The sequence below is a fragment of the Hongsoonwoonella zoysiae genome (genome assembly GCF_013266695.1).
GTDB lineage: Bacteria > Pseudomonadota > Alphaproteobacteria > Rhizobiales > Stappiaceae > Hongsoonwoonella > Hongsoonwoonella zoysiae.
Window position 1 is genome coordinate 433477 of sequence record NZ_JABRXF010000001.1, and the last position, 13362, is coordinate 446838.

A 13362-nucleotide genomic window follows, 5' to 3' on the forward strand; every position below is an offset into this window, starting at 1 on the left:
AACATTAGATTTTTATACACACTTTCGTGATATCCGTAACTGTACAAATGCCCTTGATCCTTCAAGAAGATATCCGCCAAGAGGTTCGCATGCGCGCATTCAAATGGTTTGCAGCACTGTCGGTCATGACGCTCGGTCTTTATTCCACGCCTGTTTCGGCACAAGACCTGACCCCGACAGACGCCTTTCAGCGCGCCGCCCAGATCAAATCGATGGTTCTCATGATGCTCGAGGCGGATCTTTACGACGTGAAGGATCTGCCGGATCCCGCGATCGTCCCAAGTCGTCCGCGGCATGTCCTTCGTGTCGCGGTGGATGTTTTCGAACGCATCCAGACATTGCGGCTGCTGAATGGCCTCGCGGAAAATCCGGCCCCCACGACCGAGGCGAAACCGACCCGGGCTGCGGATGTAGTCGCCGTTCTGGAGCAAGCCGCAAGCGAACTTCAGGAACTGGGGCCCATCTATGGTGTAAATCTCAAGATCGACCTTCCGGGGCGCGACGGCGACAGGACGCCCGGAGAAGTGCTGGCGCATCTGCGTGCGATCAACGACGGTCTGGTACTTTTGGGCGTGCCCGTAACGCTTCCCAACGACGTCCAGCGCACAGCGCTGGAAATTCGCCAGGAAATGACAAAAGTCGCTTCCCTGAAGGGCGCTCCGACGAACGTCAAGGCCGAGGCCGTCAAGTCGGCGATGCCGAGCGATGCGCTTTCGGAGGTCATGGGTCTGATCGACGACCTGCGAAACGCGACCGAAAACGATGCGAGCCTTGCCCTGCCCTCCGGCGTTGCCGTCCCGCCTGTTCCCGAGGGTGGAAAGACGATCAGGCCCGCCGATGTCCTGCTCGCCGCGCAATTCGCCTTGGCCGACGTCTATGCGCTCAACGTTGCGCTTGGCGACAAAAACCCGCTCGAGCGCATCCCAACCCAGGCGGGCAAGAACCCGGCCGACGTAAAGAACGCAATAGCCGGCTCGCGCGCCCAATTGGCCGCAATCGTCGCCGCAGAATAACCCGGAGTTGGACGTCTCATGCTCGCAACAAAGTCGATGCTCGCAAAGCTCAAGTCCCTGCCCATCGCATCCATGTTCGGCATCAACACGCGAGTTTTCGCACTCGCCCTCGTTCCGATCGTTCTTCTTGCGGGTGCCGTCGTCTACGAAGCCAAGACGATGTACGACACCTTCAGTTCAAGCCTTGACGACATTGCCTGGCAGACGAAGGATCATGCGAAATCGCAATTGCTGGCGCAAAACGCGCTTGCCGCGACAAATACGCTGGTCCTGGCGGTCTCCGCGCTTGCCAACAACCAGCAAACCGGCCTCTTGAACCGCGATCCGGGTTATCTCGACAGGTCCCAAGCCCTTGTAGGCGAGCTGGACGAAGCGGCGGCGAAATATCTGGCCGCGATAGAGGCTCTGTCGGAATTCGACATCCTTATCGCCGAAATCGGCGATAACCGGCTTTTCCGCCAGTACATGTACCTGCGCCGCAATGCAACCATTGTGACCAAGCTGATTGAATTCGCGAAGGCATCCACCGATCGAACGAACGGCCTCGCCCTGCTTTATCAGATGGACAGCGCCATCACGAACTTTATCTTCGAGGAAAGGTTTCGCTTTGACGCCGTCACCAAGCGGCTGACGCGCTCCGCCAACATGATGACGGCCCTTGCGAACACCTTGCAGACGGAAATCGCCAAGCGCTTCGAAGAGATCGACATCGAGGCCAAGGCCAAGGCGAATTCGCAGATCAAGGCGATCCTCACATTCGTCGGCATAACGGTAGTGGGCTTGCTTGTGGGCTCCGCGCTCGTGTCCGTCATGACGATCACCCGCCCCTTGAAAAAAATGGTGGCCGCCCTGAGCGAGCTTGCCGGCGGAAATATCGAAACTCCCATTCCCGCCGCCGGAAAGGACGAGATCGGCCAGCTTGCCGAGGCGATGACCGCTTTTCGCGACAATATGGTGGAAACGCGCAGGCTTTCGGAGGAACAGGAGCGCCTGAAACGCGACACCGACGAGCAGCAGCGCCGGATGATGGAGGAGCTTGCCGCGAACTTCGAAACATCTGTCGGCGCCATCATCTCCCAGGTGCAGAACGCGGCGAACGAGCAGCGCACGGCCGCTCAATCCCTCAGCGAGGCGGTACGTCTTGCGAAGGATGAAGCCCAATCCGTGGCAACGACATCGCATGAGGCCAGCTCGAACGTGCAGATGGTGGCCTCCGCCACGGAGGAGCTTGCGGCGTCCGTGCGCGAGATCGGCCGTCAGGCGAGCGAATCGGCGGATGCTGCGAACGCCGCGGCAAACGACGCCGACCAGACCGTATCGATGGTCAAGGTGCTTTCCGAGACGGCGGCCCGTGTCGGCTCGGTCGTCGGCCTCATCAGCGATATCGCCGAGCAGACGAACCTGCTTGCGCTCAACGCCACGATCGAGGCAGCTCGCGCCGGCGACGCGGGCAAGGGTTTCGCGGTGGTCGCCTCGGAAGTGAAAAAACTTGCCGACGAGACCAGCCGCGCCACATCCGAAATCTCGGAGCAGGTCGCCGCTATTCAGCAGGCGACGACCACATCGGCTGACGCGATCACCAAGGTTTCGGCGACAATCCGAGGCCTGGACGGCATTGCGACGACGATTGCCAGCGCGGTGGAAGAACAAACCTCTGCAACACAGGAAATCGCCCAAAGCGTTCAACAGGTTTCTGTCGGAACCCAGGATGTCTCCTCAAGCACCCAGCGCGTCACGCAGGTGACGGAGGACGCGACCAATACCGCGGCTCGCAGTCTGCAATCGGCAGAACAGCTTGCCTCACATGCAAACGAACTGGCTTCGGAAATCTCCGAGTTCCTGAAAGGACTCCGCGCAGCATAACGGCTTTCGACCGGAAGTTCCGGTTCGCTTTTGATCCTTCAAACTTCCGCGCGGCACCGGGACGACACCGGTATCGCGGGGGAGTTTTTACTGCCATCGGCTTCACGAGATCCAGTGCCGCCCGCCTTGCATGCATCCGGGCGGCACAGCGCAAGCAAGGCCCGACAGGAAAAGGAACACACGGCCGACCGGAAGGTTTTGCAGAGGGCTTGTCACCAAGGACGGATCTGTCCGGTCGGGTGGAATTCGCACCCGGATCAATTTCCTGGAACATATCCTCGACCCCAAATCAGCTTTCAAGCGCCGTCGGAATATAGCTCTGCCACAAGACGTTTAATTACGGATAATCCGCATCCGGAACGAACGATTTTCAATTGCTTGGAAAATTGGTGGAGCCGAGGGGAATCGAACCCCTGACCTCTTGAATGCCATTCAAGCGCTCTCCCAACTGAGCTACGGCCCCGGTATGAACCCGTTATCTATCGAACCGGCAACCGACCTCGCTTTGCAGCCGAGCGCCGGTTTACCCGCCGTCGAATGCCACGACACTGACGGAATTGGTGGAGCCGAGGGGAATCGAACCCCTGACCTCTTGAATGCCATTCAAGCGCTCTCCCAACTGAGCTACGGCCCCGTTCACCGTCCGTCGCGCCCGCGATGCGCGGCCGGGCGAACTAACCAGCCGGCTTGGGAAACCGGCCTTCGAGCACCCCGGATCATGCATTTGCACACGGGATGCCCGGCTGTTCTATCCGGAGCGATTTGTTTCCCGCAAGGCACCTTGACCTCGCCGAGAACCACTCCAGTGCGGGCGGAACATAGATTGTCCGCCCTAGGTGTCAAGCACAATGTCGCCTTCCGCCGTTCGCGCATCTCAAAGCCGGACCGGCTGTGGATTGCGAAGCGGGTTTTCCCGCCTCGCGACCCGCGATCAACCCCGCACTTCAGCGGTCGGTATCGTCGTCCTCGCGCTCGACCGGGATGCCCACGTCACCGTCGTCATCATCCTCTTCCTCAATGAAGACATCATCGTCTCCACCGATATCTTCATCGACCTCGACATCGTCGGTGTCGTCGCCGTCGACGGTGTCCCCTTCATCGGCATCGGCCTCTTCGAGACTGACGAGTTCGGCGCCCTCAAGCTCCTCTTCCTCGTCATCGTCTTCGACCACGGCCTTCTTGGAAGCCTTGGCCGGCCGCACGCTTGCCGCTTCAAGCGCGAAGATCGTCCCGCACTTCGGGCAAGTGATCGGGTCGCGATTGAGATCGTAGTATTTTGCGCCGCATCCGCTGCAGAGGCGCTTGGTGCCGAGTTCCGGTTTCGCCACGGTTCTAGACCCTTATCCTCAATTAAGCGGGGTTCGCATAAACGCTGCCTGCCCGCGTGTCAAAGCCAAATCTCGCCGGCGGGTATCAAGCTTGCCCCGCAAGGCAAAACCGCTACACACGATAGCGTACGAGCCCGCCGCCCGAGGCCATGAAACCAACGCTTATCTGCGACGGTGACGGCTCGCTTCCTTCGTGCTAGATCAGCCTGCGCTCAGGTGGAATGATCCGAACAAGGAATGCCGATCAGTTTCACAATCCCGGAGCATTCGGCAAGCATTCTTAAATATGCGGACCGAATGTTCTAGGTGGAGCCGTTTTATGGTGCCGATGCAACCCCGGAATTTGAAATGTCCCACGCTTCTTCGCCCCTGCCTTTGACCGCCAACCCCGGCAAGCCGCTTAAAGGGCGCATTAGCGTGCCGGGTGACAAGTCGATCTCGCATCGTTCGATCATGCTTTCCGCGCTCGCGGTGGGACGCAGCACGGTTCGCGGAATTCTTGAATCCGAGGACGTGCTGAACACGATCGCTGCAATGCGCGCGCTTGGCGCGCGCGTCGAGCGCAACGACGACGGCATATGGACGGTTGACGGCATTGGCCTCGGCAGCCTGCTGGAGCCTGAAAGCGTGATCGATTTCGGCAATGCCGGTACCGGCGTTCGGCTTGCGCTCGGCATCGTCGGCTCGCATCCGATCGCGACCACTTTCGTTGGCGACGCCTCGCTTTCGCGCCGCCCGATGGGCCGCGTGCTCGATCCGCTGCGCATGATGGGCACTCAGGTCGTCGCCCGCTCGGGAGACCGGCTGCCGCTTTCCGTTCGCGGCCCTGAAACGCCAAGCCCGCTGACCTATCGGGTGCCTGTGGCATCCGCCCAGGTCAAATCGGCGGTCTTGCTGGCGGGCCTGAACGCGCCGGGCGTAACCACGGTCATCGAGCCGGTTCCAACGCGCGACCACACGGAGAAGATGCTGAAAGGCTTCGGCGCCGATATCACGGTGGAGCTCAACGATGCGGGAGAGCGCGTCATCCGCCTTGTCGGCCAGCCGACGCTAAAACCCCAGGACATCACCGTTCCGGGCGATCCCTCATCGGCGGCCTTCCCCATCGTTGCCGCGCTGATAACTCCCGGTTCGGACCTTGTCGTGGAAGACGTTCTTCTGAACGAGCATCGTACGGGGCTTTTCACGACTCTGAAGGAAATGGGCGCCAACCTCGAGATCGAAAACATCCGCGAGACCGGCGGCGAAGAGATCGGCGACATTCACGTGCGCCACAGCGCGCTCCAAGGCATAACCGTGCCGGCGGAACGCGCGCCTTCGATGATCGACGAATATCCGGTGCTTGCGGTTGCGGCATCTTTCGCGCGCGGCGAGACCCATATGCCGGGGCTCGCTGAATTGCGCGTGAAGGAATCCGATCGCCTTGCCGCGGTCGCCAGGGGGCTGGAGGCCAATGGCGTTTCCTGCCGGGAAGGCGAGACGGATCTGACCGTCACGGGCGGTGGCAACCGGATCGGCGGCGGCAGCGTAACGACCCATCTCGATCACCGCATCGCCATGAGCTTCCTTGTGATGGGCCTTGCCGGGCACGAACCGGTCCTGGTCGACGACGGCGCGGTCATCGCGACGAGTTTTCCCGGTTTCCGGGAACTGATGCGCTCGATCGGCGGAGAGATCGACGGCCTGCGGGAGGGCGCATGATCATCGCGATAGACGGTCCGGCCGCGTCCGGCAAGGGGACGCTGGCGCGCCGGCTCGCCCGGCACTTCGGCCTGCATCACCTCGACACCGGCCTGACCTACAGGGCCGTTGCGGCAGCGCTTCTTGCGCGCGGTCTGCCGCTCGGGGATGAGGAAATCGCGATCTCCGCCGCCTGCAATCTCGATCTCTCGCGTCTCGATCGCGACGTTCTGTCCGCGCATGAAATCGGCGAAGCGGCGTCGCGCATCGCCGTCCTGCAAGGCCTGCGCGACGAGCTGGTGCGCCTGCAGCGCGAATTCGCCGGGCGCGAACCCGGAGCGGTTCTTGACGGGCGCGACATCGGCACGGTCGTCTGTCCGGATGCGCCTGTGAAGCTATATGTGACCGCCTCTCCGGAGGTGCGCGCGCGCCGGCGCACGGATGAGCTATTGTCCAAGGAAAAGCCGGCCGACTATGCCTCGATCCTGGCGGATTTGAAAAAGCGCGACGAGCGCGACTCCTCACGCAGCGTTGCCCCGCTGAAACCGGCGGAAGATGCCCACTTGCTCGACACGAGCGAAATGGATATAGAAGCCGCATTCAAGGCGGCTGTGGATATCGTCGAGCAGGCCCGGTAAAATCGGCGCTTGCGCTTGGACTTCCAGGACGCTTTCCGCCCGGCCTGCGCTTTCGCTGGCGGGACGGTATCGCGACGCCCGGCATTGCAGGGCGCCGCAGAAAATTGAACGAACCCGGATCAGCACCGTCTGCTTCGCCGGCCCGCGTAAAACGCGGTCGCCCGCTCCATCGAGCGGGCCGGACGAGCGCTTGATCCCGAAGCAACACGAACCCGCCGGCGACAAGCCGTAAAGGCTTTCAGGAGAATTTATGGACACTCTCAACCCCACCCGCGACGATTTTGCCGCACTTCTCGAAGAATCTTTCACCACCCAGGAGCTTTATGAAGGCGCGGTGGTGAAGGGCACGGTGATCGCCATCGAGAAGGATCTCGCGGTGATCGACGTCGGCCTCAAGGTGGAAGGCCGCGTTCCGATGAAGGAATTCGGCGGCAAGGGCCGCGAGGACGAAGGCGGCGTGAAGGTCGGCGACGAAGTCGAGGTCTATCTGGAGCGCGTCGAGAATGCGCTTGGCGAAGCCGTTCTGTCGCGCGACAAGGCCCGTCGCGAGGAAAGCTGGGTGCGTCTCGAGGTCGCTTTCGAAGCGGGCGAGAAGGTCACCGGCCAGATCTTCAACCAGGTCAAGGGCGGCTTCACCGTCGATCTCGACGGCGCCGTTGCCTTCCTGCCGCGTTCGCAGGTGGATATCCGCCCGGTTCGCGACGTCACCCCGCTGATGCACACGCCTCAGCCCTTCCAGATCCTCAAGATGGACAAGCGCCGCGGCAACATCGTCGTTTCGCGCCGTGTCGTGCTTGAGGAAACCCGCGCCGAGCAGCGCTCGGAACTCGTCCAGAGCCTGGAAGAGGGTCAGGTCGTGGAAGGCGTGGTCAAGAACATCACCGATTACGGTGCGTTCGTCGACCTTGGCGGCATCGACGGCCTGCTGCACGTCACCGACATCGCGTGGCGGCGCATCAACCACCCGAGCGAGGTTCTCTCCATCGGGCAGACCGTCAAGGTGCAGATCATCCGCGTCAACCAGGAAACGCACCGCATCTCGCTTGGCATGAAGCAGCTTGAAGCCGATCCGTGGGACGGCATCGAGGCAAAGTACCCGGTCGGCGCCAAGTTCACCGGCCGTGTCACGAATATCACCGACTACGGTGCGTTCGTCGAGCTGGAAGCCGGCATCGAAGGCCTGATCCATGTTTCCGAGATGTCCTGGACGAAGAAGAACGTCCATCCGGGCAAGATCGTCTCCACCTCCCAGGAGGTCGAGGTGATGATTCTCGAAGTCGATCCCGTCAAGCGCCGCATCTCGCTCGGTCTCAAGCAGACCCTGCAGAACCCGTGGGAAGCCTTCGCGGAGAAGTTCCCGGTCGGCACCGAGGTCGAAGGCGAGGTCAAGAACAAGACCGAATTCGGCCTGTTCATCGGTCTGGAAGGCGATGTCGACGGCATGGTCCACCTTTCCGATCTCGACTGGAATCGCCCTGGCGAGCAGGTCATCGAGGAATACAAGAAGGGCGACATGGTTCGCGCCCAGGTCCTCGATGTGGACGTCGAGAAGGAGCGCATCTCGCTCGGCATCAAGCAGCTCGGCGGTGATCCGTTCGACACCGCGGCCGCCGGCGAAATCCGCAAGGGTGCCGTCGTGACGTGCGAAGTGCTTGAGGTGAAGGACAACGGCCTGGAGGCAAAAATCGTCGACACGGACCTTTCGACCTTCGTGCGCCGCGCCGATCTTTCCCGCGACCGCGCGGAGCAGCGTCCGGAACGCTTCTCCGTCGGCGAGAAGTTCGACGCCCGCATCACCCAGTTCGACAAGAAGACGCGCCGCGTCTCCGTCTCCATCAAGGCGCTGGAAATCGCCGAGGAGAAGGAAGCCGTCGCGCAGTACGGTTCGTCGGACTCCGGCGCGTCGCTCGGCGACATCCTGGGTGCCGCCCTCAAGGCGCGCGAGGAAGGCGACGAGGAATAAGCCTCAAGGCTTTCTCCTGCACAAACGAAGGCCCGGTCTCGCGACCGGGCCTTTTTTGTTTGTCAGGGTCTTCAACCGCCTGGAAACTCACCCGTAGCAGTGTTCCGGCGCCGGATAGGCACCCGTTTCCACCTCTTCCACAAAGGCGCGAAACGCGGCCGGCACGTCTCCCCGCCCCTCAAGGTAGTTCTTGACGAAGCGCGCCTTGCGCCCGCGCGTGAGGTTCAGCATGTCCTGCAGCACGAGCACCTGCGCATCCACCGAAGGTCCGGCTCCGATACCGATGACCGGTACCCTTGCGGCTTCGGCCACCGCCCGGCCCACGGCGTTCGGCACGCATTCGAGCAGCAGCATCCGCGCTCCCGCGGCCTCCAGCGCCAGCGCGTCTTCCACGATCTTCCTGCCGGCCTCTTCGCCCTTGCCCTGGACGCGGTAGCCGCCAAGCATGTCGGTCGTCTGCGGCGTCAGGCCCAGATGCGCGCACACCGGAATACCGTGGCCGGTCAGGAACCTGACGGTTTCCTCCATGATCGCGCCGCCCTCGAGTTTCACGATATTGGCGCCCGCCTGCATGAGCCGAGCGGCATGACCGGCAGCGTCCAGAGGCGAAAACGTCGTCCCGAACGGCATATCCGCCATGACGACCGGCCTGTTTGCACTGTCGCGAACCCCGCGCGCCACGCACCCGGTGTGATAGATCATGTCGCCCATCGTGACGGGCGCGGTGGATTTCCGCCCCTGTACCACCATGCCGAGACTGTCTCCAACGAGAATGACCGCAATCCCCGTCTCGGCCATTATGGCCGCGAAAGTCGCGTCGTAGGCTGTCAGAACCGCGAAACGCCGTCCTTCGCGCTTTACCCCGTCAAGGCCGGACAGCGTTACCTCAGCCATTGTTTCAATCCCTTCCGTCACGCCTGCCATGCTGCATTGCAACGTAGCTGTTAGCGGATTGCGTGCTGCAAAATCAATCCCGCAAGAGGGCGAATAATTCATTCAGAATACGCCCCTTTTATCGGCGAACGGGGTGTGCATTGCCATTGTAGGTCTTTTCAAGAAGCGCTCGGGGCTGTAGCGATAGACGCGAAGGAATTATACTGGAGGCTCCAGCCGTCATGCCACTCGACGCCGATCAGATCGTCGACCGTCGCCGACTTCGCCGCAAGGTGAGCTTCTGGCGGGTCGTCGCCTTCCTTGTCATCGCCGTGGCGCTTATCGGCGCGGTCATCGGTTTCGCGGGCCTTGGCGGGCCTGGCAAGCGCTCGGCGCATATTGCGCGCATCGATGTGACCGGCATCATCGCAAGCGACCGCAAGCGCGACGAGATGATAGAAAAGATCGCCGAATCCGATGCGGTGAAGGGGGTGATCGTTTCCATCAATTCCCCGGGCGGCTCCACCACCGGCGGCGAAGCGCTTTACACCGCGCTGCGCAAACTGGCGGAGAAAAAGCCGATGGTCACGCAGATCGGCACGCTGGGCGCCTCCGCCGGCTACATGGCTGCCGTCGCTTCCGACCATATCATCGCGCGCCACTCGACGCTGGCCGGCTCCATCGGCGTCTATATCCAGTACGGCAATATCAAGGGTCTGCTCGACACCCTTGGCATCGAGGTCGACGTCGTCAAAAGCGGACCCCTGAAGGCGCAGCCGAATTTCTTTTCGCGAACGCCGGAAGACGCGGTTGCCAACCTTCAGGCCGTAATCGACGACAGCTACGACTGGTTCGTTGAGATCGTCGCGGAACGGCGGAAAATGGACGCGGCGGAGGTTCGCAAGGTTGCCACCGGAGGCATCTATTCCGGAATGCGTGCGCAGAAACTGGGCCTTGTCGACGCTCTCGGCGGCGAGGAGGAAGCCGTGAACTGGCTGGAAACGGAGCGCGGCGTGCCTGCGGATTTGCCGGTCCTGACATGGCGCAAACCCTCCGAACTCGATGAGCTTCCCTTCGCCTCACGTCTGGCGGCCGCTTTCGGCCAGGGGCTTTCGAGCGGCCTCCTGGCGAACCTGGAGACGGTCAAAGGCCTTGTTCCTCCGGGTGTTTCGCTTGACGGTCTCGTGTCGGTTTGGCACGCTCCAGAGGCGTCCGATAAAAATGAAACGACAGGGGCTGACCGATGATCAAATCGGAACTGGTGCAGAGGATCTCCGAACAGAACCCTCATCTCTACCAGCGCGATGTGGAAAACATTGTAAACGCCATCCTCGATGAGATCACAGATGCTCTCAAACGCGGCGACAGGGTTGAACTCCGGGGTTTCGGAGCATTCTCGGTGAAAAACCGCCCCGCCCGCGTCGGACGCAACCCCAGAACGGGACAGAAGGTCGAAGTCAGCGAAAAGAACGTGCCCTTCTTCAAGACGGGCAAGGAAATGCGCGAAAGACTCAATGGCGGCGTCGATCACGGCGACGACTGATCTTCGGCAAATTTTACCGCAAGCCGTACGGGCCGAATGAAAACTCTCGAGGAACGATACGTGGCGCGATTCCTGAAATCCCTGATCTATCTGCCGCTTGCCATTCTTCTTGTGGTGTTCGCGGTGGCGAACCGGCATGAGGTTGTCTTCTCGCTCGATCCGTTCTCGGCCGACGATCCCGCACTCACGCTCACCGCCCCGCTTTTCTGGTTCCTTTTCGCGGCTGTCGCGGTCGGCGTTGTCATCGGCGGCGTGGCGACATGGACGAAACAGGGCAAATACCGCAAGGAAGCTCGCGTAAAACGGCGCGAGGCTGACCGGTGGCATGAAGAGGCCGACAAACTCAAGGCCATAACGGAAGCGACGAACGCTCCCGCGCTTACCGGACCCGATCAGCGCAACGCCGCCTGATTTTCAGTTTTCGCCTTTGCCGGTTTTATCGCTCCCGCCCGCATAGGCCGGAAGCTGCCAGCCGAACTGTATCGCACCGCCACGCAGGACCACGGCCGTCGCGAAACCTGCGATCGCCGCAGGCCATTGCGGGATTCCGGCAGCATTCAGACATACGTAGACCGTCGCTCCCGCGAATGCCGCGGTCAGATAGATTTCCGACCTGGCGATCGCCGTCGGCTGGCCCGCGATCGTGTCGCGGATGATACCGCCGAAAGTGGCGGTCGTAATTCCCATCATGACGGCAACCACCGGGACGTCACCGGCAGACAGCGTTTTCGCCGCGCCCATGACGCAATAAGCGGAAATCCCAACGGCATCCGCCCAGCGCAAGGGCTTTCCCAGTTTTTCGATCCGGTCGGCCGAAAACCAGATCGCAATACCGACGGCAATGCAAACAATCAGATAGGTCTGATCCTCAACCCAGAAAATGGGAACCCCAAGTAGAAGATCGCGAAGCGTGCCGCCACCGATCCCGGTAAAGCTTGCGAAAAACACGAAGGCCAGAATATCGAGCTTCAAGCGTGAGGCGACGATAGCTCCCGTCACGGCGAACACGGCGACACCCAGAAAGTCGAAAACCTGCAGCATGCTGTAATGACCTTGCGAAATTGCGGCCGGGCACTCGCAGCCAGACATAACGCAATGACATGCGAGACTTCATACCGCAAAGTAAAAACGCCGCTCGATCCACGAGCGGCGTTTGAAGCATGTTGAACTTGTCGGCCCGCGGAACTCCTCCGGCAGTCCAGGCTCTGCCGAAATGTCCCGCAGGTTCCGTGCCTTGAATATCAGGCCGTTTTGTCGACGGTAGCGCCAGGTTCAGCGCGCTCTCCACCGCCGTTCGAAGGCTTGGCCTCCTTCGGCCCGCCTTTTGAAACGCCGACAAGAGCCGGACGCAGCACCCGGTCGCCAATGATGTAACCCGACTGGACGACCTGCACGACCGTATTGGCCGGCACGCTCGGATCCGGCACCTCGAACATGGCCTGATGGAAGTTCGGATCGAACTTCTGGCCCGACGGATCGAGCTTCTTCACGCCATGTTTTTCCAACTGGTTCAGCATTTCGCGCTCGGTCATCTCGACGCCCTGCACGAGGCTCTTGAGGCCCTCATCCGCCCCTTCGCGAGCTTCCGCTGGGATAACCTCGAGCGCGCGGCGAAGGTTGTCGCTGACCGACAGCATGTCACGGGCGAAAGCCGCGACCGAATACTGCTTGGCGTCCTTAAGCTCACGTTCGGTCCGGCGGCGAAGGTTCTCCATCTCCGCCAGCGTGCGGAGCGTACGCTCCTTCAACTCGGCGTTTTCGGCTTTCAGTGCTTCCACCGGGTTACCTTCGCCTTCGGGATTCGCGCCTTCTTCCTGAACGCCTTCAACCTGATCGGTTGCGTCAGCGCCCGCGTCATGCTGCGTCTCGACGGTTTCCGGGTTTTCTTCAGGTCTGTTTTTCTGCGTCATCGCCTATACGTTCGTTCGTCTCGATGGTGGAATTACCGGCACACTTCATGTACCGCGCACCTTTTAACGCTTATTGGCAACACGTAAAGCCCGGCAGGCAAAAAGCCGCCGGACTTTACGCTCGCATTCAGAGAAATGGCGCGTCAGGTCGCGCTCTTGATCCAGTCCGAAAGCTTGTTCTTCGGCGCCGCGCCCACCTGTGTCGCCACCGGTTCGCCGTCCTTGAACAGGATCAGCGTCGGGATCGAGCGTACGCCGTATTTGATCGCGATGTTCTGGTTCTCGTCGACATTGAGCTTCGCGACTTTCACCTGGCCGGCAAGCTCGTCCGAAATCTCTTCGAGCGCCGGAGCGATCATCTTGCACGGGCCGCACCATTCGGCCCAGAAATCCACCACCACCGGTCCGGACGCCTTCAGGACATCCGTTTCGAAGCTATCATCGGTAACGACATTTGTGGCCATTTTCGCCTCTCGTGATATCCGGGCGCGCCACCTGGCCCGCCCCTCAAGTTGCACCGAAGGTAGGAAGTGCGGCAAGCCTCGTCAAGC

Annotated in this window: 13 protein-coding genes and 2 tRNA genes; 8 read left to right on the forward strand and 7 right to left on the reverse strand. The window is 61.2% G+C overall.

Going from position 1 to position 13362, the window contains the following annotated elements:
• Window positions 1–89 precede the first annotated feature (89 nt).
• Both HPQ64_RS02000 and HPQ64_RS02005 read left to right on the forward strand, forming a co-directional pair.
• Entirely contained in the window at window positions 90–1013 is a 924-nt protein-coding gene (locus tag HPQ64_RS02000) for a hypothetical protein (RefSeq protein WP_172886714.1), read from the forward strand.
• An 18-nt stretch (window positions 1014–1031) separates the two neighbouring features.
• Window positions 1032–2876, forward strand: a complete 1845-nt coding sequence (locus HPQ64_RS02005) for a methyl-accepting chemotaxis protein (protein ID WP_172886715.1) — start codon at window positions 1032–1034, stop codon at window positions 2874–2876.
• Between the two features lie 387 nt (window positions 2877–3263).
• On the opposite strand, the gene HPQ64_RS02010 is transcribed toward HPQ64_RS02005, so the two are convergent.
• The 3 genes from HPQ64_RS02010 to HPQ64_RS02020 form a co-directional block, all read right to left on the reverse strand.
• Window positions 3264–3339, reverse strand: a tRNA-Ala gene (locus HPQ64_RS02010).
• A gap of 95 nt (window positions 3340–3434) precedes the next feature.
• Window positions 3435–3510 (reverse strand) — tRNA-Ala (locus HPQ64_RS02015).
• A gap of 310 nt (window positions 3511–3820) precedes the next feature.
• Window positions 3821–4204 (reverse strand): TIGR02300 family protein, encoded by a 384-nt coding sequence (locus tag HPQ64_RS02020; protein ID WP_172886716.1) that lies wholly within the window; start codon window positions 4202–4204, stop codon window positions 3821–3823.
• 348 nt (window positions 4205–4552) lie between these two features.
• Here HPQ64_RS02020 and aroA point away from each other — a divergent pair, with 348 nt between their 5' ends.
• From aroA to rpsA, 3 genes are all read left to right on the forward strand, one after another.
• Window positions 4553–5905: a 3-phosphoshikimate 1-carboxyvinyltransferase gene (aroA, locus tag HPQ64_RS02025; protein WP_172886717.1), complete on the forward strand. Its 1353-nt coding sequence runs from the start codon at window positions 4553–4555 to the stop codon at window positions 5903–5905.
• The gene (gene cmk, locus HPQ64_RS02030) at window positions 5902–6522 is read left to right on the forward strand and encodes a (d)CMP kinase (RefSeq protein WP_172886718.1); all 621 of its coding nucleotides are present in this window, start codon (window positions 5902–5904) and stop codon (window positions 6520–6522) included. The genes aroA and cmk overlap by 4 nt, the downstream gene beginning before the upstream one ends.
• Window positions 6523–6772: 250 nt before the next feature.
• Window positions 6773–8485: a 30S ribosomal protein S1 gene (rpsA, locus tag HPQ64_RS02035; protein WP_172886719.1), complete on the forward strand. Its 1713-nt coding sequence runs from the start codon at window positions 6773–6775 to the stop codon at window positions 8483–8485.
• 87 nt (window positions 8486–8572) lie between these two features.
• Here rpsA and panB read toward each other — a convergent pair whose 3' ends face one another.
• Window positions 8573–9379 (reverse strand): 3-methyl-2-oxobutanoate hydroxymethyltransferase, encoded by an 807-nt coding sequence (gene panB / locus HPQ64_RS02040; protein WP_172886720.1) that lies wholly within the window; start codon window positions 9377–9379, stop codon window positions 8573–8575.
• A 221-nt stretch (window positions 9380–9600) separates the two neighbouring features.
• Between panB and sppA the strand changes: the two genes are divergently transcribed.
• From sppA to HPQ64_RS02055, 3 genes are read left to right on the forward strand one after another with little or no spacing between them, the layout of a single operon-like run.
• A complete protein-coding gene (gene sppA, locus HPQ64_RS02045; RefSeq protein WP_172886721.1) occupies window positions 9601–10605 on the forward strand; it encodes a signal peptide peptidase SppA in 1005 nt (334 codons plus the stop codon).
• On the forward strand, window positions 10602–10901 hold the full coding sequence (locus HPQ64_RS02050) for an integration host factor subunit beta (protein WP_172886722.1): 300 nt from the start codon (window positions 10602–10604) through the stop codon (window positions 10899–10901). Before sppA ends, HPQ64_RS02050 begins: the two co-directional genes overlap by 4 nt.
• A gap of 60 nt (window positions 10902–10961) precedes the next feature.
• Window positions 10962–11312 (forward strand): lipopolysaccharide assembly protein LapA domain-containing protein, encoded by a 351-nt coding sequence (locus HPQ64_RS02055; protein WP_172886723.1) that lies wholly within the window; start codon window positions 10962–10964, stop codon window positions 11310–11312.
• A 3-nt stretch (window positions 11313–11315) separates the two neighbouring features.
• Here the strand turns inward: HPQ64_RS02055 and HPQ64_RS02060 are convergent, their stop codons facing one another.
• The 3 genes from HPQ64_RS02060 to trxA form a co-directional block, all read right to left on the reverse strand.
• Window positions 11316–11942, reverse strand: coding sequence for a trimeric intracellular cation channel family protein (locus HPQ64_RS02060; RefSeq protein ID WP_172886724.1), 627 nt, complete (start codon window positions 11940–11942; stop codon window positions 11316–11318).
• Between the two features lie 200 nt (window positions 11943–12142).
• Window positions 12143–12811, reverse strand: a complete 669-nt coding sequence (gene grpE, locus HPQ64_RS02065; RefSeq protein WP_172886725.1) for a nucleotide exchange factor GrpE — start codon at window positions 12809–12811, stop codon at window positions 12143–12145.
• Window positions 12812–12954: 143 nt separating this feature from the next.
• Window positions 12955–13275, reverse strand: coding sequence for a thioredoxin TrxA (trxA, locus tag HPQ64_RS02070; RefSeq protein ID WP_172886726.1), 321 nt, complete (start codon window positions 13273–13275; stop codon window positions 12955–12957).
• Window positions 13276–13362 lie beyond the last annotated feature (87 nt).

Coding starts and splice junctions, on each gene's coding strand:
- HPQ64_RS02060 (WP_172886724.1), bottom strand. CDS start 11,942: ATGCTGCAGGTTTTCGACTTTCTGGGTGTCGCCGTGTTCGCCGTGACG.
- sppA (WP_172886721.1), top strand. CDS start 9,601: ATGCCACTCGACGCCGATCAGATCGTCGACCGTCGCCGACTTCGCCGC.
- aroA (WP_172886717.1), top strand. CDS start 4,553: ATGTCCCACGCTTCTTCGCCCCTGCCTTTGACCGCCAACCCCGGCAAG.
- rpsA (WP_172886719.1), top strand. CDS start 6,773: ATGGACACTCTCAACCCCACCCGCGACGATTTTGCCGCACTTCTCGAA.
- HPQ64_RS02050 (WP_172886722.1), top strand. CDS start 10,602: ATGATCAAATCGGAACTGGTGCAGAGGATCTCCGAACAGAACCCTCAT.
- grpE (WP_172886725.1), bottom strand. CDS start 12,811: ATGACGCAGAAAAACAGACCTGAAGAAAACCCGGAAACCGTCGAGACG.
- HPQ64_RS02005 (WP_172886715.1), top strand. CDS start 1,032: ATGCTCGCAACAAAGTCGATGCTCGCAAAGCTCAAGTCCCTGCCCATC.
- cmk (WP_172886718.1), top strand. CDS start 5,902: ATGATCATCGCGATAGACGGTCCGGCCGCGTCCGGCAAGGGGACGCTG.
- HPQ64_RS02000 (WP_172886714.1), top strand. CDS start 90: ATGCGCGCATTCAAATGGTTTGCAGCACTGTCGGTCATGACGCTCGGT.
- panB (WP_172886720.1), bottom strand. CDS start 9,379: ATGGCTGAGGTAACGCTGTCCGGCCTTGACGGGGTAAAGCGCGAAGGA.
- trxA (WP_172886726.1), bottom strand. CDS start 13,275: ATGGCCACAAATGTCGTTACCGATGATAGCTTCGAAACGGATGTCCTG.